A 21,953-nucleotide genomic window follows, 5' to 3' on the forward strand; every position below is an offset into this window, starting at 1 on the left:
GAGTCCGTTACGAGGCCACGACCAACCAGTGGTTTGATGACCTTGAGAATACATGGACGACGGTTCGCAAAACAACACGTTCATGGTCAGTTCAAAAAATCAAGCGATTGTGTAACTTTACTTAATGCGTTTGTATTAGTTGAGAAAATATCCTCCACGGGGTAGAGGGGGAGGGCAGCGGCTCCATGAACTACCACGTCGATCCCCTCCATGGCGGTTGCCACTGCCGCTTTATCGCGCACGTCGCCGGTGATTATATTGACCTTCTTTTTGACGTCCGAGTAGTTGAATTCAGCGATGTCGAAAGAGGTTACACATTGGCCTTTTGCCAGAAGATGCCTGATAAGATTGATCCCAAAAAAAACCAGCCCCTCCTGTGACAAGATATGATTTATTCATTCTCCTCTTCATCAAAAGTCCATTCTCCTGACAATGGACGATTCCAATTATTGTTCCTCGCCGCCAGGTTCACCCTCGGCAGCGACCATGAACGATAGATTGCCGCGGCTCGGATTGTAATGGTGATGGTCATTCCAAGAAAGAAGCCGGTGAGTTCGCCCAATCCCAAAAATTGCCTCCCGATCCACAGAGCAGCCGCGCCTATGGCTACGGCGGTGATATATACCTCTTTATAGAGCACGAGCGGCATCTCGTTAAGCAGCACATCACGGACCACCCCGCCGCCGGCGCCGGTTATGCCGGCGACAAACATCGCCCATAGAAAGCCGAGGCCGCTCCGCAATGCTATTGTCGCCCCGATGGCGGAGAATATGCCGAGGCCAAGGGCATCAAAGTATTTGAAAAAAGTCTCCCTCTCAGTCAGCTTCTTGGGAAAAATGGCGGTGACCAGCGCACTCGCGAGTATAACGGCAGGGTAGCGCCAGTCGCGTAACATGCCCGCGCCACCGCCCAGGAGCGCATCGCGGATCATCCCGCCGCCGATGGCGGTGGCCCCAGCCAGAATTGTGATGCCCACCAGGTCGGGCCGCCGACGGATCGCCCGCAGGGCGCCTGAAAATGCAAAGCTGGCGATACCCAGAAGATCAAGCATGTAAATGATACTGTGAGATGTTATATCCATAATAAGCCTCCTTTGCTGTTATTGGATTTCGAAGGAGTCAATGCAAAATTCAAGCCCTTTGTCTATGTCCAGGTCTGTGTTCTTACAGGAGCGGCATTCTGCCGTATATGCTGTTTCCTCGTAGTGGTGTCCGCAACGCTTGCAGCGGACCGTAAAGGGGGAGGGGATGATATGTAGCCGCACATCGGCGAAATCCTTGTCTTCAAGCATAACCTGCAATGTCGCATTCAGGCGTTCGGGGGTTACATGGCTGAATAGGCTCAATCTGATGTTCACAACGATCGGTGTCAGTCGCTCTGCTGCGGCTACTTCTCGCTCAAGTACAGCTATGATGCTACTGGCGTACCGCAGTTCGTGCATTATCTGAATCCCTTTTCATGTTTTAGACGACGCCTACCAGCCAAGGATATATGCAAATATGAGCGGCGCCACTATGGTGGCATCCGACTCTATGATGAATTGGAGGGTGTCTTTCCCCAGCTTTTCCCATGTGATTTTCTCGTTTGGGACTGCTCCCGAATATGATCCGTAGCTTGTGGTTGAGTCGCTGATCTGGCAGAAATATGACCAGAGCGGGGTCTGGTTCAGCCGTAGATCCTGCCTCAGCATCGGCACTACGCAGATGGCAAAGTCGCCGGCGATGCCTCCGCCTATCTGGAAAAATCCGATTCCATTTGCCGAGTTTCTTCGGTACCAATCTGCGAGAAGCGTCATATACTCTACGCCGCCTCGTATCGTATGGACATTGGTGATTTTCTTGCTGATAATTTTCGAGGCATAAATATTTCCCAGGGTGGAATCCTCCCATCCGGGAACAAAGATGGGGAGATTCTTTTTGGCGGCCGCAACAACCCAGCTGTCCCCCGGATCGACCTCGTAGTATTGTTCGAGAACACCTTTTTGTATCAGATTGAATAGGAATTCGTGGGGGAATAAGCTGGCTCCGTTTTTGTCGGCCTCCCGCCATTCTTTTTCAACATGGGCTTCAAGCCGGCGTATTGCCTCTCCTTCCGGTATGCAGGTATCTGTGACGCGGTTGAGATGTCTTTTGAGCAGCGCTTCCTCTTCGCGATAAGTGAGGTATCGATAACCGGGAATCCTCACATAGTCAGAGTGAGCAACCAGATTGAATATATCCTCTTCGAGATTTGCGCCTGTGCAGCAGATTGCGTGGATCTTGTCCTGCCGGATCATCCCCGCGAGCGAAACACCAAGTTCCGCAGTGCTCATTGCCCCGGCAAGCGTTATCAGCATCCTGCCGCCTTTCTCAATGTGGGTTTTGTAGCTCCGCGCGGCATCCACAAGTGTCGCAGCGTTGAAATGTCTGAAGTTGTGTTCGATGAAGGTGGAAATAGGTGGCCGATTGCATTTCCTTACTCGTATTGAATGATCCCTCGAAGTATCGCCACTGGCAGTGCGTAGGTGAGGAGTAGTTCCCGTGTCGGGTTTCATAAGTTCTCCTGGCTAGAAATATCTTCCCTCTTTCAGATAGCCAACGTAGTCCCTGACGGCATCCTCAAGCGTCATGAATTCGGTTTCGTAGCCTGCGTGTCTCAGTTTGTCTGTTTTTGCCTGCGTAAAATATTGATAATTTTCTCTTAATAATTCAGGCATTTCGATATATCGGATGTTTGGTTTCAGTTGCAGCGCTGAAAACATCGCATTCGCAAGATCGTTCCAACTCCGCGCGACCCCTGTGCCGAGATTGAATATCCCCGTTTTGTCAGTATGCACAAGAAAATAGAAAAGGACATTTACGGCGTCCTTAACATAGATGAAATCCCTTTTCTGTTCTCCGTCGGGACAGCCATCACGATATGATTTATATAGTTCAATCTCTACCTTCTCACACACATGAGAGAAGTTCTTGCAGATCACGCTCATCATTTCTCCTTTGTGGTATTCATTAGGGCCAAAAACATTAAAGAATTTGATCCCTGTCATTTCCCTGTCCAGTTTATGATCGAGGATCCAGAGGTCGAACAGTTGCTTGTAATACCCATATAAATTAAGCGGACGCAAGCGGGAGGTTGTCTCATGTGCATCACTGTATCCGAATTCGCCGGCGCCATATGTGGCAGCAGACGAGGCGTAGATGAAAGGAATGCCGCGGCTGTGAGCCCATGCGGCGAGCGCTTTTGAATACTCGAAATTGTTTCCGGCTAGATATGCTGCGTCGGTCGTAGTGGTTAAGCTGCAAGCCCCGAGATGTATAACGGTACCGATCTTTGCCAGGGAGCCTCTCTCCAGCAGCTCTAAGAAGTTCTTCTTATGGATATAGTCTTTGAATGCTTTACCGTCGAGATTGCGCTGTTTGTGGGGGCTGTTGAGGTTATCAACGATAATGATATTATCTATTCCTTCAGCATTGAGCTTTCTCAAAAAACAGCTCCCGATGAATCCGGCTCCGCCCGTAAGAATAATTGTGCTATTCATGATATCTTTGTTGAGTGTAGCACTATATCATGACCTGAATCGGTAGCACAATAAGAATATTAGTAACACTATAAGGGGTAACTTATGAGTGGTGCATTGCTGAATATGTAATTCCTGCCCCCGTTCTCACGAGGGTAAACTCCAGCAGGAATCCAGGTTTCATGCTGGATCCCCGCTCCCCGCTTTCGCGAGGACAAGTTTCGCGGGGATGATAGGTGAAAGGAATATCACCCATAAGTGACCCATTACTCTGAAAATTACTCTGAAAATTGTTTGACATATAATCCTATTGTGTTACTATCTTCAGAATTATAACAAAGGGAAGTTATGCCTGGGCTGATCAGATTCGGAATATCGCTGGACGCCATTTTATCCGAAAAATTCGACATGCGCCTTAAGCGAAAAGGTTATTCTAACCGCTCAGAGGCAATTCGCGATTTAATCCGCCAGGATTTAGTTCATCAGGAATGGGAGGAAGTAGGTGAGGTCGCCGGGGCCATTACCCTCATTTACAATCACCATAAGAGAGAACTTCTTAATAAACTCACTGATATACAACACGATTTCCAGAATATTATCATTTCGACTCAGCATGTCCATTTGGATCATAATAATTGTTTGGAGATAGTCGCGGTAAAAGGCGAGCCCAAAGAAGTGCAGAGGTTAGCGGATATGTTGAAGGCGGTTAAAGGCGTTAAACACGGTACCTTAAGCATGTCCACGACCGGCAAGGAGTTGGTTTAGTCGGTATTATTTTTTTACCTAATAGTAACACGTATATTATAATCGTAATAATAAGAGGTTCTTCATAAGGGAGGTGGTAAAGCGAAGAGACCATAGAGCGTTTATGATGTAATTACAAATGGCGTCCCCGCCGTCTCCTTGGAAAGAATCCGGCGGGGCGCTGGAACTCGGAGCGTGAAACATCCCCAAGCCCGGGCGTATCTTACCATAACCTCCGGCTTGCCGGGTGTAAAAACAGGAGGTATGGCGAGATGCAGAAAAAAGTCTTATGGTTGTCGGTGTTGTATATCGCAAAAGGGTGGCTTTTGCTTATGCCTTCTCTTATGTATGCCCAGGAGGTGAATGATATCGAGCCACGCGAGGCAGAGATCAAGGAAGAGGTTGCTAAGGCCACAGAACCCAAAGAACAACTGTTCTGGATGAATCATATCCCTCCCTTTGAGTGGGCGAACCGTGGCCTTGACCGCATTGAAGAGGTGAGCCTGCTTAAATTCGGCGCCGAAACCCAGTTCCTGAGCAACTGGCTGAGTGAGGGTGGTAACTGGGCAAAGAATGGTGTCCAGATCCAGCAAACCTACTTCACCGAGTGGACGCGCAAACTTGGAGATTTTGATGGAGGTGCCGGTTTCGAGTATTGCCAGATCGACAGTACCTGGAAAGGAACAAAACCAAGCACCATGGAGCGGGATTTCATTGCTTACTCTCCGCTGTCGTGGAAAATATTCTCGCTCCAGCCTTACTGGAAGTATATCTACATCGACGGTGCTGGTAATCCGGACTATACAGAAATCGGGAGCGAGTTCACCCTCGATGTTCCGCTCAAGCCGACATTTTATTGGAACCATGATTTCAGCGTTTATACGGGAACGTATTATGAATGGTCCATTTCGCACGATATCAATATATCTGCAAACGGCGAAAGGATTGCCATCTTCACACCATCCATGGCGATGGGGATGGATGCCCATAAATATCAGGAGCACACCACACTGACGCATATCGATTGGGGGCTTGATTTGTCGGTGCCCCTCAATCGGCATTTTGTCGTCACGGGGATGCTCCACTTTACCAAGAGTCTCGCGCATGGGCACTACACGGAAGAAAACGATGTATTCGAGGATATTATTCCCTGGGCAGGCTTGAAACTCTCGATGGAATTTTAGGAAGCGCACTACTGAAACAAAGTAGTGGATCAGAAGCCAAATAATGCGGAAACGGCAACCAGAAAAGGGGAGGAGAGCAATGCATATACCTGACGGTTATTTAGGCCCAGCGACATGCGGAGTCTTTTACGCGGTAATGTTGCCAATATGGGTAGCAGCGTCGCGAATAGTTAAAAGGACACTTAAGGCAAAACAGGTGCCCCTGCTTGGCATAAGCGCCGCGTTCAGTTTTGTCATCATGATGTTCAATGTGCCTATCCCCGGCGGGACAACGGGACATGCCGTGGGATCTGTTCTGGTGGCGATACTGCTTGGCCCCTGGGCGGCGTGTCTCGCGGTCACCGTTGCTTTAGTCGTTCAAGCGCTGCTCTTTGGAGATGGCGGGATCACGGCTATAGGGGCGAATTGCTTCAATATGGCTTTTATCGAGGTCTTCGCGGGGTATTGCCTTTATAAGCTTATCAGCGCGGGGTCTCCAGTTACTTCTAGCAGGCGGGTAGTCGCTGCTGGCGTTGCCGGATACGCGGCTTTGAACATAGCCGCGTTATCGGCGGCGTTAATGTTCGGCACTCAGCCTATATTGTACAAAACCGCAAGCGGCCAATCCCTGTATTGTCCTTACGGTTTGAATGTAGCGATACCCGCGATGTTGGGCGAACACCTGCTGATATTCGGATGGGTTGAGGCAATTATCACGGCGCTGGTTGTGAAATATCTGCAAAAACAGGATCCGTCTTTACTGGAAGCTGGAAAGGGGGCAACCGCGTGAAAATAACGACAAAACTTTGGCTTGGCATTGTAATTCTCGCGCTGCTTTCTCCGTTGGGGATTTTGCTGCCGGAGCATTTCAAAGCAGGCGATGCGTGGGGCGAGTGGGGCAGCGATACCATCAAGGGATTGGTGGGATATGTCCCACAAGGCCTTGAAAAACTATCGAATCTTTGGGGAGCTCCTATTCCCGATTATGCATTCAAGGGATGGGAAGAAAAAGGATTATCGCGCCTGAGCATCGCATATATATTTTCCGCGATTCTTGGAGTAGTTGTAACGGCGGCAGCCGTACTCGCGATAGGAAAGCTGCTGGTTGGAAGAGGTGATTGATGTGGGAATAAAACATAACCGGTTCATAGAGCGCTCGATCATGAGCGCCCTGTCTTTTCTGAAGGAATCGATTTTTGCCGATGAATATGCTTCGAGAAAAGGATTTTTGCAGGCCCGGGATCCCCGCATTAAGATTCTGATGATTCTCGCTCTGTTATTGGCGGTTCTTTTCGCAAAGAGCATACCCTTTATAAGCTGCATATACGCTCTTTGCCTGTTTCTTGCCTTTGCCTCTTCAATAAATATTGCATATTTCCTGAAGCGCACATGGTTTTTTATGCCGCTTTTTTCGCTCTTCATTGCTGTGCCTGCTCTGTTCAGCGTATTCAGCCCGGGAGAAACACTGATCAGCATTAAAGTATTCACGTTGGTTTTAAGCATCACAAAACAAGGTTTGGCAAGCGCAGCTATTTTTTTCCTTCGTATTTTAACTTCTGTTTCGCTGTGTGTGCTTCTGGCTTTGACCACTAAGCACTATTGTTTACTGAGGGCGCTTCGGAACTTTCGGGTGCCTCAGCTTTTTGTGATGACGCTCGGCATGTGTTACCGGTACGTGTACCTGTTTATCGCGCTCATTCAGGATACGTATACCGCAATCAAAAGCCGAGTGGGATATGTTTCTTCTTCGCAGAAAGGCCGGCGCATTGTCGCATGGAACATTGCTTCACTCTGGCGGCGTTCTTACGATTTGCACAATCAGGTGTATCAAGCAATGCTTTCACGGGGATATAGCGGCGAACCGCGGATAATGGATGACTTTTATATTACGTTTAGGGATATCGCATGCATGGGTGTATCGATTTCGATCCTGGCGGGGAGTTTATGGCAGGCGCGCTTTTTGAATTAAAGAATGTCTATTATTCATACTTCGGAAAGATATCCGCATTATGCGGGGTGTCTCTGGCCGTTGAAAAAGGCTCTAAGGTTGCGGTTATCGGCGCAAACGGCACAGGTAAATCCACGCTTCTTGCGATGCTCGACGCATTGATATTTCCCGATAAGGGAGCGATATGGGCGTTTGACAAGGAATTAGAGGAAGGCGTTTTCAATGACGCCGGTTTTTCGCTGGAATTCCGGCGAAAAGTTGGGTTTGTATTTCAAAATCCCGATGTCCAATTATTTTGTCCTACGGTTAAAGAGGATATTTTATTCGGGCCTCTTCAACTGGGTGTATCCCATGTTGAGATTGAGAAACGGCTGGACAGGCTGGTCGCTATTTTTAAAATATCGCATATTTTGGAACGTTCGCCGCATCAATTGAGCGTCGGAGAGAAAAGAAAGGTGGCCATTGCCTCCGTATTGGCGGTCGAGCCGGAAATTATGCTATTGGATGAACCGACCGCGGGGCTGGACCCGCAGACTGTGCGGGATATCATTGACATTATTCTGGATGAAAATAAGACCGGGAAAACAATTGTTACCGCAACGCACGATCTGCATCTCGTTGAAGAGATCGCGGATATCGTGCATGTTTTGGGCCCTGACAAGAATGTTATACGCAGCGCCTCGCCCGGCGATATCCTGTTTGACCAAAGCTTTCTTCAACAAAACAACCTCGTTCATATCCATGCCCACCGGCATAAGGACACAATTCACCTTCACCCCCATCAGCATTTGCAGCACCACGTGTGAATTTATCTTTTGCTCTTTCCTGCAGTATTATAATAATCAATCATTGTCAACACTAGGGATATCCGTCGTCCCCGCCCGTTTCATTTCTCAAGCTTACACTCCCCATATGGGATCAGGAGCGTCTTCAGCGTTTTACTATTTCAAATGAGATTGGCACCCGGATATCCAACGGCTCACCTTTGATCTTGTCGGGGACCGGCGGGAAGGGCGCGGCGCGATGAATGGTCCTTTGTGCCTCGGTGTCCAGTATGCCTGAAAGAGAGCTTTTCATGACACGGATATTAGTCACCGCGCCATTCCGGTGAAGTGAAAAAGCCACAAGTGCAGTACCATGCATCCCTTCGTTCAGCGCCTCGATTGGATAGCGCTTCGCCTCGGCGATTTTTCTGCGTACCATACCTAAATAATCTTCTTTTCCCCATCCAGATGTGGTCGTCGCTCTTCCCGAGTCGCCTCTTGAGGGTAGCGAGGCAATTGCGCAAGTCTGCGAGGTTCCACGCTGTTGTTTTTCCGCGCTGTCCGGCTTCGAAGCGCATTTATCGGTAGCCTCCGGAAGCGCTTGCTGAGATTTGTCCGATTCTGGTTTTTTATCGGGTGAGTGTTTCGCTACTTCGCTGAGATCATCTAGTTGGCCATTTCGTGTGTGCAAAATCGTTGCGTTGGACGGGCTGGGCGCTTCGCGTATTTGAATGGAGCCTATCGAAAGAGTGTATTCATCCCCCTCGGTTTTTGAGGACACACCATGGGAAATGGTTCCAAATATCGGAATCAGCACCAGCGCATGCACGCACCATGAGATCAGAAACGAGATAGCAATTTTTTGGTCGATCATGTCAAAGCGCTCTTTGTACCCAATACGCCATCTAGCAGCATCATGTAATTTGTTAGCATAAGGTCGGATCGTGAGTCAACCGTTATATTTTAGCTTATATATCGGTATTTGGTTCGGGCGATTGCTGAAGGGGTGGAATCGGTTGCTCTCGCCGCCAAATTGAATGGGTGAGGAGTTCTCGAGAGCGACATTCTTATATTGATTCTTCTATCGGTGTGGAATATAGTACAATTCGAATTATGAAGATAAAAGTGCGAATCGCCATCACCAATGATAAAGGCGAGAGCTACATGGGGATTGGTCTGGTCTGGTTGCTCAAGAGGATACAGAAGTTCAAATCGATCAGCCGGGCGGCGCAGGACATGGAGCTTTCCTATACTAAGGCCCTGACGATTCTGAATCGGCTTGAGAAAAACGTCGGCAGGAAGATACTGGTCCGCACCCGCGGAGGCATGGCCCGCGGAGGGGCGGAACTAACCCCCTTTGCCAAATCATATATTAAGACCTACGAATGCCTTTCTCGTGATATCAGGCGCTACGCTGAAAAACGGTTCAAAACATTTAAGAAGCATTTTTCGGAAGCCTGACCTATGATCCCTGCGTGCCTGATCGTTGTTACAAATTGATATCATCAAGGTAGTTCCCGCCCCACACTTCGATCTCTAAAAATAGTGCAAATATTCCGTTGACATCGCCGATATACTTTCGTATGTTTAACGGCTTTTAGAATAGTGATGTGCGCTCGGACGCCGACGACAGCGGCGCTCCGGATGTACGCGGCGGGTAGAGGTACCCGATGGCGCCCCGGAACACACATCACACGAATCGATGGGGGCAGCCATGCATCGATTAGTGAAGTCGTGGATTCCGGTATCGTTTTTTATGGTAGCGGTGTTTATGAGCGCAGGTGTGGCGCTCGGTCAGGTCACAGGTTGGGATTCGCAATCTGCAACATCCGTCAACCAAACGCCGCTGCCTGATACAAAACCGGATGCGTCAGAGGCGCCCATCCAATCCAGCGAGGTCGATTCTTCTCAAGTTCCCATCGCAGCAGAGCAGAGCGAAGGGGGCGGAGGGAATGCCTCACCGGGATCAAAGAGTATCCTTAATACTTTGTTCCCACAGGGGGGTTGGGCGGCGGAGAAATCCGATTACAAGGCGTACACATTGGGTGAGGTTGTTGTTTCGGAGAGTCTGAAGGACAGCGGTTACGCCATAAGTAACGAGGTTACAGCAGAGGAGATCAAAGCCACCAACAGCAAGACCGCGGCGGATGCGTTGCGCTATGTTCCCGGCATCAACGTTTCCAAGGGGTACAAGAACGAGCCGGATGTGCAGATCCACGGTTTTGATCAGTCAAAAACCCTGGTTCTCATTGACGGTGTCCCGTACTACGAGACGAACTATGGCAAATTGAATCTTAATCAGATCCCCTCGGATATCATCGCCAAAATCCAGGTTATCAAAGGCGCCCCCTCAGTCCTCTACGGCCCCAACGCCGAGGCGGGCGTCATCAACATCGTCACCAAGGAACCGGGGAAACCATTTACGGCCTCAACCAATGTCGAGCTTGGCGAAAAGGATTACAACCGAGTATCTGCCTCCACCGGGGCAGAGGCCGGAAAGTTCAAGTACTGGTTCAATTATACCCATAGCGATATCGACGCATGGAAGATGTCGGATAATTTCAAGCCCACCGAAGGGACAATTTCCAAGATGCCCGGCGGTGAGAGCAAAGCCATTATCGACAACGGCGGTTTCCGCAGCAATTCGAGCTCGAAGACCGACAGCTTCTGGGCCAAGGCAGGTGTGGCGCCGGGCAAGGATTCTGAATACTACGCAAATTTCCATTGGATTATGTCTCAGTGGGGCATTCCGCCGTCGGTCAGCGATATAACAGTGTTTCCGAATCCGCCGGCGTTCACGCAATTCGCACGCTTCGACAAATACAACGATTGGGGTATTGATTTAAACGCGAAGCAGCGGGTCCTCGATAAATTGCTCCTGAAAAACAACGCCTACTTCCATAACCACGAAGACGCGTATGTATCTTACGCGGATGAAGATTTCAGCCAGAAACTCTCCCGCAGCGTGTACAAAGACTGGATGGCCGGCGACAGCCTCTTTGCCGATTACGATCTCACCAAGTGGGATACTGCGCGGCTTGCGTTTCACTACAGGGTAGACTCGCACCGGCAGAGAGATGATTCGTATCTGCCGTTTGCGCAGTCGCTCTCGGATACCGGCACCATCGCTGCCGAAGACGAATTCAGGCTGATCCCGAACCTCACCGCGACCGCAGGAATGGGATGGGACTGGTTCGGCATATTAAAGGCCCAGCGCACCACAACGAGCAAAATGAGCGGAGAATTCACTGGTCGAGAAAACTTGGAGAGGCCAGGCCTTAAAGATCTCCTGACCCCCATGGGCGGACTGGAATACAAACTCCCGGATTCCACCAGGCTCTTTACCTCTCTGGCGAGGACGGCCAGGTTTCCGACACTGCAGCAGTTGTACGCCAGCAAAGGAGGAAACACCGGATTGCAGCCGGAGAAAAACCTCACCTACACTTTCGGTGCGTCCCGATCATTCCTGCACGACATTGTCTGGACCGAGGCCTCATATTTCAACCACTACGTAACGGACTGGATCGACCGCGATGGACCTGGCCCTATAAGCCAGTGGCAAAACTGGGGCAAGGTGGTGATGAATGGCATCGAATTGAACACAGAGATAAATCCAATAGAGGATCTGACATTCAAGGCTGGTTATACCTACAATCATGCCCGCGATCACAGCAAGGGGCACGTCTCCGATTACCTCGTGGATGTCCCGGCAAACAAGATTGACCTGGATCTCGGGTATACCCTTCCCTTTATCAGGACGAAAGTGGACCTCATCCAGCAACTTCTGAGCAAAACATATTCCCAACTCCCGACCCCGCAGGACCCGGAGCTGGAGAAAGAGGTGGCCCAGGGATTTTATGTCTTCAACCTGAAGTTCACGCAGCCGATTACCAAATATCTGGACGGATACATCTCTCTTGAGAACCTGTGGGACCGCAACTATGAAACGGTCTATGGCTTCCCGGCGCGAGGGAGAACGGTCATCTTCGGCATAGATGCGAAGTATTGATTGCCCTGTGCGTGAAATGAATCCATGGATAACCCCGGAACGCGCGCGGTTTCTCGGGAGTGGTGAAATGTTGCTCACTATACGCAATCTCGCGTTCAGATATCACAATGCGGATCATCCGGTTTTGCGCGGGTTGAACCTTGACCTGAATACGGGGGAGTGCATCGCAATAACCGGTCCCAACGGCAGTGGGAAGAGCACCCTCATCTCGATCCTCGCGGGCATTATTCCCACATTTCTCGACGGAGAGTTGACCGGTGTTATCGCTTTCGATGACGGTCCGGTCAAGCCTGCCGTCATTCTTCAGAATCCCGACACGCAAATCCTATGCGACAGCGTCGAGAAGGAGCTTTTGTTTTTCCTGACCCACTCGGGAAATTGTCCCGCAGATGCCGGGCCCCGTGAGATTGCTGCGCGGGTCGGGATCGACGATTTGTTGGCCCGGAAAGTGTATCAGTTGTCGTACGGCGAAAAGCAAAGGCTCATCGCAGCCTGCGCGCTCCTGTGTGGGGATGGGAAGCTGGTCCTGCTCGATGAGTCTTCGGCGCACCTTGATGACGATGGCGTCACGAGATTGTTGCATCTCCTGGCTAGTAAGAAAGCGGAGGGCGCTTCCATCGTTATCATAGGTCATGAATGCGTGCGGTTTCATGAGTTGATCGACCGATGGTATCTTCTCAAAGGCGGGAGGCTTATCGAATCGCAGGAGCGCCGAAGTCATTGTCTGTCCCCGATAGCGAAGCCCGGTTGTGCCATTCTTGTTTCACGCCCCTTTATTTCTATTCGCGATATTGCGTACCGGAATGATCTCGGGGAAATGATATTTGCCGGTTTTAACGGTGATATCCATAAAGGCAGGGTGTATGGACTTACAGGCCCTAATGGATCGGGGAAGAGTTCTCTCGCAAGACTTGTTTCGGGAGTGGAGCGGATCGAGGAGGGAGATATTATCCTCGACGGCATAAAAGCATCCGCGGGTACACTCCGGAAGCACGTGAAGATGGTGGGTCAGAATCCGTTTCATCAGCTCCTTTACAAAACAGTGGGAGCGAATTTGAAATCGACATGCAAGAGAATAGATAAAAAACCGATGGTATCTCCGGAGCAGGGCGTCCGGATACTCAACCTAGAATCGCTGTTATCAAGAGACGTCGCTACATTGAGCTTGGGCGAGGCGCAGAGGGTCGCGTTGCTCTGGGCGGTTTTGCAGTCGCCTGAACTTCTGATCATTGACGAATCATTCGCCACACTCGATGAGGCGGGTGTGGATGCATTCAGCGAGATGCTGTCCGTTCTCAAGGAAAAAGGCAAAAGCATCCTGCTTATTTCCCAAAATGAACGGACAATCTCGGGCATATCCGATTACATATTTTCGATGACATGAGGCGACAATGCTACACGCAGACAAAATCAGAATGGTTGTGTTCCCTACCATTTTCGGGGTGCTGTGGGGGCTTTTAGAGACATTGCTGGGCAGCTACCTCCATATGTTCAATACGCCGTTTGCCGGCACAACAATGGCGGGAATCGGCGCGATCATAATGTGCGTGGAGAGGCTGTACACCCCCTTGCCAGGAGCCACGATCTCCACAGCGGCTGTTGCCGTGGCGATGAAAGTCCTCTCGGTGGGGACGGTCAGGCTGGCCCCGGCGATAGGTATATCTGTCGAGGCCGTCTTGGCTGAGCTGCTGCTCACCGTATTGGGCACGGGATGGTGTGCATTCCTGGCAAGCTGTGTTGCATGCACTATGGAGGGGATACCGCACTTTTTTATCGCGCACTGGATCATGTATGGGCAGGGGATTTTTAACGCATACCTGAAGGTCATAGAAAAACTGCAGGCTTCCTTTGGCCTGGGAGAAAACCTCTGGAAGCAGATCCTTGTATTATGGGTAGCCGGCCATCTCGTGATAGGAATTGCCTGCGGCCTGCTTGCGATCAGTGTTGGGAACTACGTGCGGAGAAAATGAAACGATCCACCTTGCTATTGGCAGCGGGCTGCTTTCTTGTTTCACTCCTTGGCAGGGGTGAACGCATAAGCTGCGCCGCCGGTCTGCTTATGCTGATTATTGTTGCACTGCATGATCGCAAGGCCCTTGTGGCGTTTGGTTCATTCAGGTTATGGCTCTTCCCTATGATGTTTATTGCCCTGTCGCCTTTCTGCATGGGGGAACAGCATCAGGTTTTCCGAGGGGGGCATTATTCGCCAGAACAGCTTAAAAAGGGGGCACTATTTTTATTTCATGCATATTGTTTCGTGGTATTCAGCGCCTATATATCGAGGGCTTTTTCGCTCCAGGAAGTGGTTGGGATCGCGGAGCGCATCGGCGTTCCGCAGATGGGACTCAGGATTGCGCTGGGCATGGGTGCCACCAAGATTTTAAGCCGCATGGTACGCGAGACGTACACGACGTACCGGATGACGAGGCCGGGATACCTTTCCGCTGTACGGGAAGCCCATATACTTTTAGGGGCGATTGTGAGGAATACCATGCTGGTGGCGGAACAGATATCAATCCTGTTCTATATCAGAAATGTGAGGATTGGAAAAACATCGATGAGCGTGGATGAAATACCGGCGAAGGCTTTGGATATCCCCCGAAGAGCAAGAGGAGGCACCTGTTGAAGAACAATGAGATTCTAAACGCGATCTGGGAAGGGATAGATGAAGACCTGGTGCTTGAGGATCTTTCTATATTCTTGAACTGGATTATCACCAAATCCAGGCGCTATGCCCTCGCGAATTATTTTCAGGGGATGCCTGGCCTTGATCTTGAGCCACACCGGGATACATATCTGAGAGACTTGCTCGGCAGACCGGTCAAAAAGATTATTCGCGAGCTGCTTGACACGAGGGAGACCTTGCGAGTCTCGACAGGGATGTCGTGCCTTAACAGCGCCCTCCCTGTACCCGAAGATGTATTTGATGGGAATGCGATTGAGCCGTTCCTCGATCGGGCCCGGCAGCTTCGGACCTGTTTTATCGGCCACTTTCCGGATGCCGACCTGTGGAGAGAGCAGCACTACTCGGTCAATGTCATTGAACTGTTCCCACAGCCGGGGGATATACATTGGGACCACTCGCATGAGGTACTGGCAGAGGCGGACCTGGTATTCATCACCGGGCTGACGCTCGTGAACGGCACATTCCCGGAGGTGATCCGGCGGACACCGAACGCCCGCTACCGCGTATTGATGGGCCCCACCGTCCCCCTTTCCCCCGTGCTCTTTGATTATGGAATCCATCTCGTCGGCTCAACACTGATTCTCGATATTGAGCGGGCGGTCGACTGCTGCCGCTGGGGAGCCGGAAGCTTTATCTTCGAGCCGGAGGGAATTATACGACGGGTCAATTTGACATGTGTCCCCGAGTTGGAGAAACGGACAATCAAGGCTCAGTCTCACAGAAAGGAGTTTTGAAAATGTGGCTAAAAAGTCTCAACGAATGGAAAGAAGAAGGGATCCCCTGCGCGGCGCTTACCATCATCGAGGCGGAGGGGCCGACCCCGCGCGGCGTCGGCTCGAAGATGGTGGTCAACAACCGCGGCGATAGTGCCGGATCCATCGGCGGCGGGCCGGTGGAGCATATCAGCCTCGATGAGGCTAGAAAAGCGTTCAAGGACAATAAATGCCGGACGCTGAAATTTTCGCTCAAGGGTGACGAATGGCAGGTTACGAAAGACAAGAAAATCAAGGCCATTTGCGGAGGAACTCTTTCTGTCTTCATTGAACCGATCATGCCGCGGGAGGAGGTTGTGATTTTCGGCGCCGGTCATATCGGGGAGAAGCTGGCCAAATTATGCGCGATTTTGAATCTGCCATGCAGGGTATATGACAACCGCAAAGAGTATCTTACTGCCGAGCGTTTTCCAGATGCGAAAGAGCTAATCTGCGGCGAATACCGCGCGCTCGCAGAGAAGGTTGTGTTAACACCGATGAGCTATTGCGTTGTCCTCACTCATGGCCACGCCCATGATGAAGAGTGTCTCGAACTTTTGCTGCAGAACAGGGACATTCCGTATATCGGCATGATCGGCAGCCCCGAAAAGGTTGGGATCCTGGTGAAAAATATACGCTCCAGGGGGACAGTGGTGGACGGGCGTCTCTATAGCCCGGTCGGTTTGAAGATCGGCCGCAACCTGCCGGAAGAGATCGCCCTTTCTATAATTACCGAGATAATGTTGTTGGCTCAGGGGGGCTCGGGCGAGCACTATCGCATCAAATGGCATGAGCTGAAATAGGGGAAGCGAGCGAATAATGACAGAATGACCGCGGATAGCCGCCCATGAAAATGGGTTTCAAATAAAATAAAGCTGATACCCCATTGATTTCCATAGGGCTTAACTAGAACTAAACGGCTACGTCATGAAGTTATACATAAATAAAAGCAACATATTGGATCAAATTGCCGTTATCACCATTGGATTTCCATTTGCTTCTTTTAAGGTGCTTCTAGGGATCACTTTTCTCAAAATGCTATCTTCACCCATCAATTACATTGTCGGAACTATATTAATTGGTTGGAGCGCCATTGATTTTCTAATCAATGGAACAAACTTGCTTATGCTGCTTTTTAAAAACCGCTATCTTACGAATGTGTGCTTGCTTACCGCCATTTTTGCCTCAAAAAATTTAAATATAAAAATTAACCACCTTGCATGGAAAGAGTTAGGAACAGCCTTGGATGTCATGCTTTCTTTTTTCCTTGTCGCCATTATGGTTGGCGGTAATCTATTTCACTATTTATCTCATTGGGAATTGAATTTATGGAGTGTGAGTGTTGTTGTTAACGTTTTGGGCGCGGGTATTACTCGTATTTTTCTTTCTATTCAACAAGTAAAAAACGTTCATGCGGGCTAAAATGACAAATATTTCAATTGGTTCTCTTTCGTTTCGTGTCCTCCGTGCCTTCGTGGTGGAATTCCAACTTTTTACCAACACAATATGAAAGAGAATCTGAAAAAGAACATCCTTATTACCGGAGATCCCGGCGCGGGCAAAACGACGCTGGTACGGGAAGTGTTGGGTGAGCTGGGCGTGAAGCCCGGAGGATACCTCACCAGGGCGATGCCTGAACGGGGAGTAAAGACATGGTGCGAGATTATTTCTCTGACTGCCGGCGTGGTTCCAGAGCGAGCCATTTTCGCGAGCATGGATAGAAAAAGCCCTCCTCATCTGTGCGGCATGGGAGTGAGCGCAACAGAGCTGGAAGCGGTGGGGGCGGTTGCCCTCGAGAGAGCGATGGAGATATCTCCGCTCATTGTCATGGATGAAATCGGCCACATGGAAATCGTCAGCCGCCGGTTCCAGAATGCGGTACTTGCGTGTCTGGACAGCCTGACTCCGGTTCTCGGTGTTATAAAAATTGAGCATGGGCCGTTCGTCGACCGCATAAAAGCCCGGCCGGACATTGTGCTGATAAAACTCTCGAATGTTAATTACGATGTGACAAAGCACTATGTGAAGGCAGTGATTTCTTCTTTATTGCGCCTATGAGGATCGAATCAAGATCGTAACGAGCGGCGTAAAGCGAACAATAACATTAGGAGTAACAAATGATCGATATCATCATAAAAGGCGGACCAGTGATGATCCCGATTCTGCTGGGATCGGTTGTCGGTTTAGCCATTGTCATTGAAAGACTATGGGTATTCAGAAGAATGCGCCTCAATACATTTGAATTTGTGCAGGAGGTTTTCAGGGATCTGAAGAACGGAGATGTGAAACATGCACTTCAATTATGCGAGAAATATATCGCCCATCCGCTTGCCGCCGTTTTTCGGGTGGGGATTTTGAGATTTAATTTGTCGCCGGATAGGCTCGAAAAGGTGCTCGAGCAGGCGGGCAATAATCAGGTATTGAAAATGGAACGATATCTTGGAGCGCTTGTCGCGGTGGTCAGCATCGAGCCGCTCCTTGGGTTCCTGGGGACGATAACCGGTTTGATACGCGCTTTCATGTCATGGGAGAAGGCCGGCGCGGATGTGACGGTGAGCGTCCTGGCCTCGGGGATGTATGAAGCGATGATTACCACTGCGGCCGGGTTGATTATCGCGATACCGCTCTACCTCTGTTACACCTATTTTGTCAGTCATATTAAATACGTCGCGAATTCTTTGAACAACCACTGTGTCCAATTGGTCGAGATCATCGCTGAAAATCAGGACAGGGCAAAGTCATGAAGATTGCTTCGCGGAGAGGGCATCTGGTGGCTCTGGAATCAGTCGCCATGACCGACATCGTGCTCAACATGTTCATCTTCTTCTTTATTTCCTTCAGCCTCCTCTATACGTTCAATGCCGATCGTGTGCAATCCATAAAGGTGAAATTGCCCGTTGCCGGGAGGGCAGTTGAAACTAAAGAAGCTGCTTCACTGAGTATCACCATAACAAGCACCGGCATTTTATATCTCGGTAAAAACGAAGTGAGCTATGAAGCCCTGGAGGCTGAAATTTCGCGTGGATCGAAAGAAAACCAGGAGATGGACATCACGCTACGCTCGGACAGGAAAACCGAATTTCAGGATGTTGTCCGTGTATTATCCATCATCTCAGGGCACCGTATCCGCAATCTCAATATTGACGTCATCAAAGACAAAAATACCATAGAAGATTGATAGAAGATTGAGTGATTCGAAGATTTGTAATACATAACCCGTCCTAGAACCTTGCTGATATGCTGAGCTCGGGCAGGGTATGGGGCGCAATCACGCTTGTGACGCTATTCTTCGTACTTTTGGGGTTGGGGGCGCCTTATACTGCCAGCCCCACCCGTTGCATGTCTCCAGCTACCTGTCTCGCTCGCGCATACACCCAGCGAGCCGTAAGGACAGGTATTTTGTACGAATCGACTTCTATTCCCGCCACCACCACCAAAATTTGGCCGTGGGATGAGCCCCTCGATCTGTTGTTTAGCCATCTTCTGCTTTCTCGCATAGTTCTTTCGTATATTCACTAAATGGCGGAGTTCACGGTATTCTCCTTGCGGGACACGTATCGGCTTTAAAAGTCCGCCTTTGAGCAGTTCGCATAGCTTCTTAGAGTCAATACGATTAGTCTTCACTTTATCATTACTCGCTCGTGGTATTGAATTTGGTGATATGACAAAGCATTGCTCGCGTTGTTCAGTGAGATAGTCGTGCAATCTATAGCCTGTACAACCAGCTTCATACACATAGAGAATCTTCTTTGAAAAATATTTGTTTTGAATAAACGTATAGAAAGATTCAGGATTTGCTGGCATCTTGTACGATTTCTCAAGATTGTATCTATCTTCTACTGTTAAGGAGTAACTTTTTTTATCGACATCGAGACCGATGAAAAGATCATAACCGAGAGGATTGACTGCTGAAGCGTCCATGGAGGGCCTCCTTTCTATCGGCACCTTATTCTACTAGAGATCTCTTTTTGACACTTTAACATATCCTCTCTTGATTTGCAGGCAGTTGAGATTGCCACGCCTGCCTCGCCTTATCAGCGAGTTTATCCTGAGCGAAGCTGAAGGAGCGTCCTCGCAATGACAACCTTAATGCTGATTTTTTCACAGCTTCCCAGTGAAGCACTAGGGCGACTTCAATCCCACTATTCCCCCCTTTGAAAAAGGGGGTTAGGGTGGATTCATCAGTGCTTCACTAACCGATTACAGTCTTTCTTAGAAACAGGCGCTCTAGAAGAAGCACGATCAAGAGAACTTACTTTTTATTGGTCAATATGATTATTTGATTCGTATCTTCTTTGTTGCGAAGAAGATAGAACTCAAAAAGCAGCCTGTCCCCTTTTAGTTAACCACTGCTGAGGCCTTATCCATCAGGATCACATACTTGGTGGTCGGCGTGAGATCAGAGAGCTTCCTCACCGGCGGTTTCTTGCCCGCCTCTATGGCAGCCGTATAGAAGGTGATCGTCTTCCCCTTCATGGATAATGGAATTTTGACAGCCGGGCGCACCGTTGTTATGAAATTCTTAGTAAATCTCTTCACGTTTTTGTAGAGCGGCGTGATTCCTTTCTTGATCTTACCGTTCAGGTAGAGCGTATAGGGCCCTGCGGGGGTGTCGGCGAGGATATAGAAGTCGAATGGCCGGGTAATATCCTCAGTCAACGCCACGTACAGCGAGAAGGTCTGGCCGGTTGTTAGCGTCCCCGGAACGACGACCAGCGGCGGGATAGGCGTGGCCGTCGGCGTGGGGAATGCCGTGGGAGCCGGAGGCGTAGCCGAAGGTGTCGACGTAGGAGACATTTGGGCTGTCGGTGTCTGAGTGGGCGTGATCGTCGGTGTATCAGTCGGCGTCGGCGTCTCCGTAGGCGTGGACGTTGGAGTAGGAACTTGCATGATGCAGTACAACCCGTTATCAGCAGCGCCGAAGTACACACACATATCACTCCCCAGCGCGGGAGAGGAACGTACATACTCAACAGTCGAATAACTCCATCTCTGCGTCCCGTTGTAATCGAGGGCGTACAGCCTATTGTCACCAGAACCGAAGTACACCCACCCGTCACTCCCCAGCGCGGGAGAGGAATAAATAAGCAAACCAGTCGAATAGCTCCATTTGAGCGCACCATTGGGATTGATGGCGTACAACCTATCGTCATAAGAACCGATATATACCGTCCCGGTCCCACTCTCCAGCGCGGGAGAGGATTCTATATACAAACCAGTCAAATAACTCCAGTTGAGCGCACCATTGGAATTGAGGGCGTACAGCCTATTGTCATGAGAACCGATATAACCGTCCCGGTCCCGCTCTCCAGCGCGGGAGAGCAATAAGATACCATTGCACCGGTCAGATAGCTCCAGTTCTGCGTGCCGTTGGAATTGAGGGCGTACAGTCTATTGGCATTAGAGCCGAAGTACACACTCATATCACTCCCCAGCGCGGGAGAGGAACATACTTGAGCGTCAGCCAAATAGCTCCAGTTGAGCACGCCGTCGGAATTGAGGGCATACAGGTTCTGAGGAGACGAATAAGTACCGAAATATACCCTCCCGCCATTCCCCATCACGGGATAGTCAACTACAGATCCACCCCTATAGCTCCAGTCGAGCGCGCCGTTTGAACCGAGGGCGTATAGTCCGCCATCTGCAGAGCCGAAGTACACCCTCTCGTCACCCCCCAGCAGAGAGGACATTACAGTTCCACCAGTCAAATAGCTCCAATTGAACGCGCCGTTTGAATTGAGGGCGTACTGTCTAAAATCTGCAGAGCCGAAGTACACCCTCCCTTCATCCCCCAGCACGGGAGAGAAATCCGCACTGCCTGAAGTCAGATAGCTCCATGAGAGCGCCGGCTCTGACGGCCCCGCATAAGGACTCATTCCCGTATGCATCGCATCATGACGAAACATCGGCCATGGCAAGTTGGAATCAGGCTGAGCGTAGATGGAGGTATTGTCCGCAGCGAAGAACCCCCCAGTAAAGCATACCGTGAGGATGGCAGATAACAAACCCCCTGATTTTTTCTGTCTCATTGTGCTATCCTCTCCTGTTTTGCACAGCATCTTCCCCCCTCAGAGGAATGCGCGTCGGTCTAACTATGCATATTCAGGACATCGTCGCTAACGTAATTGTAGATCCTTTTCCTATTTCTGTCAATTAAAATCAACTGCCCAAAGTAATGGGACAGTTATGGGGGGCGCTAATTCACTCCACTCAGTGTTTTCATCCACGGATTGACACGCCTGCGTGCCAAAACGCACTCCGGTGTGCAGGCACGGATTTACACTGATAACCCGTTTATTACTGAGAGCAGGAAATGTTTGACACGTCATTGCGAGAACACCGAGTCCCGCTAAGCGGGACGAGGCGGACGTGGCAATCTCAACTCTATGGG

26 protein-coding genes are annotated in these 21,953 nt (G+C 50.0%); 17 read left to right on the plus strand and 9 right to left on the minus strand.

What is annotated here, in order from left to right:
* Positions 1-86 precede the first annotated feature (86 nt).
* The 5 genes from NTX71_09935 to rfaD are packed head-to-tail and all read right to left on the minus strand — an operon-like array spanning position 87 to position 3,517.
* Entirely contained in the window at positions 87-383 is a 297-nt protein-coding gene (locus NTX71_09935; GenBank protein ID MCX6340218.1) for an NAD-dependent epimerase/dehydratase family protein, read from the minus strand.
* Between the two features lie 8 nt (positions 384-391).
* Positions 392-1,081: a trimeric intracellular cation channel family protein gene (locus NTX71_09940; GenBank protein MCX6340219.1), complete on the minus strand. Its 690-nt coding sequence runs from the start codon at positions 1,079-1,081 to the stop codon at positions 392-394.
* Positions 1,082-1,099: 18 nt separating this feature from the next.
* A complete protein-coding gene (locus NTX71_09945; GenBank protein MCX6340220.1) occupies positions 1,100-1,441 on the minus strand; it encodes a hydrogenase maturation nickel metallochaperone HypA in 342 nt (113 codons plus the stop codon).
* A gap of 33 nt (positions 1,442-1,474) precedes the next feature.
* Positions 1,475-2,533 (minus strand): deoxyhypusine synthase family protein, encoded by a 1,059-nt coding sequence (locus NTX71_09950; protein ID MCX6340221.1) that lies wholly within the window; start codon positions 2,531-2,533, stop codon positions 1,475-1,477.
* Between the two features lie 12 nt (positions 2,534-2,545).
* On the minus strand, positions 2,546-3,517 hold the full coding sequence (gene rfaD / locus NTX71_09955; protein ID MCX6340222.1) for an ADP-glyceromanno-heptose 6-epimerase: 972 nt from the start codon (positions 3,515-3,517) through the stop codon (positions 2,546-2,548).
* A gap of 327 nt (positions 3,518-3,844) precedes the next feature.
* Here rfaD and nikR point away from each other — a divergent pair, with 327 nt between their 5' ends.
* The 6 genes from nikR (at position 3,845) to NTX71_09985 (ending at position 8,157) form a co-directional block, all read left to right on the plus strand.
* Positions 3,845-4,261 (plus strand): nickel-responsive transcriptional regulator NikR, encoded by a 417-nt coding sequence (gene nikR, locus NTX71_09960; protein ID MCX6340223.1) that lies wholly within the window; start codon positions 3,845-3,847, stop codon positions 4,259-4,261.
* Positions 4,262-4,512: 251 nt separating this feature from the next.
* The gene (locus tag NTX71_09965) at positions 4,513-5,424 is read left to right on the plus strand and encodes a hypothetical protein (protein MCX6340224.1); all 912 of its coding nucleotides are present in this window, start codon (positions 4,513-4,515) and stop codon (positions 5,422-5,424) included.
* A gap of 79 nt (positions 5,425-5,503) precedes the next feature.
* Positions 5,504-6,193: a cobalt transporter CbiM gene (gene cbiM / locus NTX71_09970; GenBank protein MCX6340225.1), complete on the plus strand. Its 690-nt coding sequence runs from the start codon at positions 5,504-5,506 to the stop codon at positions 6,191-6,193.
* Positions 6,190-6,525, plus strand: coding sequence for a PDGLE domain-containing protein (locus NTX71_09975; protein ID MCX6340226.1), 336 nt, complete (start codon positions 6,190-6,192; stop codon positions 6,523-6,525). Before cbiM ends, NTX71_09975 begins: the two co-directional genes overlap by 4 nt.
* The gene (gene cbiQ, locus NTX71_09980; protein MCX6340227.1) at positions 6,518-7,372 is read left to right on the plus strand and encodes a cobalt ECF transporter T component CbiQ; all 855 of its coding nucleotides are present in this window, start codon (positions 6,518-6,520) and stop codon (positions 7,370-7,372) included. The genes NTX71_09975 and cbiQ overlap by 8 nt, the downstream gene beginning before the upstream one ends.
* Complete coding sequence (locus NTX71_09985) at positions 7,348-8,157, plus strand: ABC transporter ATP-binding protein (GenBank protein ID MCX6340228.1); 810 nt, start codon at positions 7,348-7,350, stop codon at positions 8,155-8,157. Before cbiQ ends, NTX71_09985 begins: the two co-directional genes overlap by 25 nt.
* Before the next feature lie 124 nt (positions 8,158-8,281).
* Here NTX71_09985 and NTX71_09990 read toward each other — a convergent pair whose 3' ends face one another.
* Entirely contained in the window at positions 8,282-8,989 is a 708-nt protein-coding gene (locus tag NTX71_09990) for an energy transducer TonB (GenBank protein MCX6340229.1), read from the minus strand.
* Positions 8,990-9,228: 239 nt separating this feature from the next.
* Here NTX71_09990 and NTX71_09995 point away from each other — a divergent pair, with 239 nt between their 5' ends.
* The 11 genes from NTX71_09995 to NTX71_10045 all read left to right on the plus strand — a co-directional run bounded on the left by NTX71_09995 (position 9,229) and on the right by NTX71_10045 (position 18,740).
* Positions 9,229-9,576, plus strand: a complete 348-nt coding sequence (locus tag NTX71_09995) for a LysR family transcriptional regulator (protein ID MCX6340230.1) — start codon at positions 9,229-9,231, stop codon at positions 9,574-9,576.
* Positions 9,577-9,886: 310 nt separating this feature from the next.
* Positions 9,887-12,124, plus strand: coding sequence for a TonB-dependent receptor (locus tag NTX71_10000; protein ID MCX6340231.1), 2,238 nt, complete (start codon positions 9,887-9,889; stop codon positions 12,122-12,124).
* A 67-nt stretch (positions 12,125-12,191) separates the two neighbouring features.
* Positions 12,192-13,508: an ATP-binding cassette domain-containing protein gene (locus NTX71_10005; GenBank protein ID MCX6340232.1), complete on the plus strand. Its 1,317-nt coding sequence runs from the start codon at positions 12,192-12,194 to the stop codon at positions 13,506-13,508.
* A gap of 7 nt (positions 13,509-13,515) precedes the next feature.
* Positions 13,516-14,094 (plus strand): hypothetical protein, encoded by a 579-nt coding sequence (locus NTX71_10010; protein ID MCX6340233.1) that lies wholly within the window; start codon positions 13,516-13,518, stop codon positions 14,092-14,094.
* Positions 14,091-14,750 carry a hypothetical protein gene (locus NTX71_10015; protein MCX6340234.1) on the plus strand — a complete coding sequence of 220 codons (660 nt, stop codon included), beginning with the start codon at positions 14,091-14,093 and terminating at the stop codon, positions 14,748-14,750. The genes NTX71_10010 and NTX71_10015 overlap by 4 nt, the downstream gene beginning before the upstream one ends.
* Entirely contained in the window at positions 14,747-15,544 is a 798-nt protein-coding gene (locus NTX71_10020; protein MCX6340235.1) for a DUF364 domain-containing protein, read from the plus strand. The genes NTX71_10015 and NTX71_10020 overlap by 4 nt, the downstream gene beginning before the upstream one ends.
* A gap of 2 nt (positions 15,545-15,546) precedes the next feature.
* Positions 15,547-16,365, plus strand: a complete 819-nt coding sequence (locus NTX71_10025; GenBank protein ID MCX6340236.1) for an XdhC/CoxI family protein — start codon at positions 15,547-15,549, stop codon at positions 16,363-16,365.
* A 124-nt stretch (positions 16,366-16,489) separates the two neighbouring features.
* Positions 16,490-16,984: a hypothetical protein gene (locus NTX71_10030; GenBank protein ID MCX6340237.1), complete on the plus strand. Its 495-nt coding sequence runs from the start codon at positions 16,490-16,492 to the stop codon at positions 16,982-16,984.
* 84 nt (positions 16,985-17,068) lie between these two features.
* Positions 17,069-17,620, plus strand: coding sequence for an AAA family ATPase (locus NTX71_10035; GenBank protein MCX6340238.1), 552 nt, complete (start codon positions 17,069-17,071; stop codon positions 17,618-17,620).
* 59 nt (positions 17,621-17,679) lie between these two features.
* Entirely contained in the window at positions 17,680-18,306 is a 627-nt protein-coding gene (locus NTX71_10040) for a MotA/TolQ/ExbB proton channel family protein (protein MCX6340239.1), read from the plus strand.
* Positions 18,303-18,740 carry a biopolymer transporter ExbD gene (locus tag NTX71_10045; protein MCX6340240.1) on the plus strand — a complete coding sequence of 146 codons (438 nt, stop codon included), beginning with the start codon at positions 18,303-18,305 and terminating at the stop codon, positions 18,738-18,740. The genes NTX71_10040 and NTX71_10045 overlap by 4 nt, the downstream gene beginning before the upstream one ends.
* A 104-nt stretch (positions 18,741-18,844) precedes the next feature.
* On the opposite strand, the gene NTX71_10050 is transcribed toward NTX71_10045, so the two are convergent.
* From NTX71_10050 to NTX71_10060, 3 genes are all read right to left on the minus strand, one after another.
* Positions 18,845-19,483 carry a transposase gene (locus tag NTX71_10050; protein ID MCX6340241.1) on the minus strand — a complete coding sequence of 213 codons (639 nt, stop codon included), beginning with the start codon at positions 19,481-19,483 and terminating at the stop codon, positions 18,845-18,847.
* 417 nt (positions 19,484-19,900) lie between these two features.
* A complete protein-coding gene (locus tag NTX71_10055; protein MCX6340242.1) occupies positions 19,901-20,776 on the minus strand; it encodes a PQQ-binding-like beta-propeller repeat protein in 876 nt (291 codons plus the stop codon).
* Between the two features lie 5 nt (positions 20,777-20,781).
* On the minus strand, positions 20,782-21,591 hold the full coding sequence (locus NTX71_10060) for a PQQ-binding-like beta-propeller repeat protein (GenBank protein MCX6340243.1): 810 nt from the start codon (positions 21,589-21,591) through the stop codon (positions 20,782-20,784).
* Between the last annotated feature and the right edge of the window lie 362 nt (positions 21,592-21,953).

It is taken from the genome of Candidatus Auribacterota bacterium (assembly GCA_026392035.1).
Classification (GTDB): Bacteria; Auribacterota; Tritonobacteria; order UBA1439; family UBA1439; genus JAPLCX01.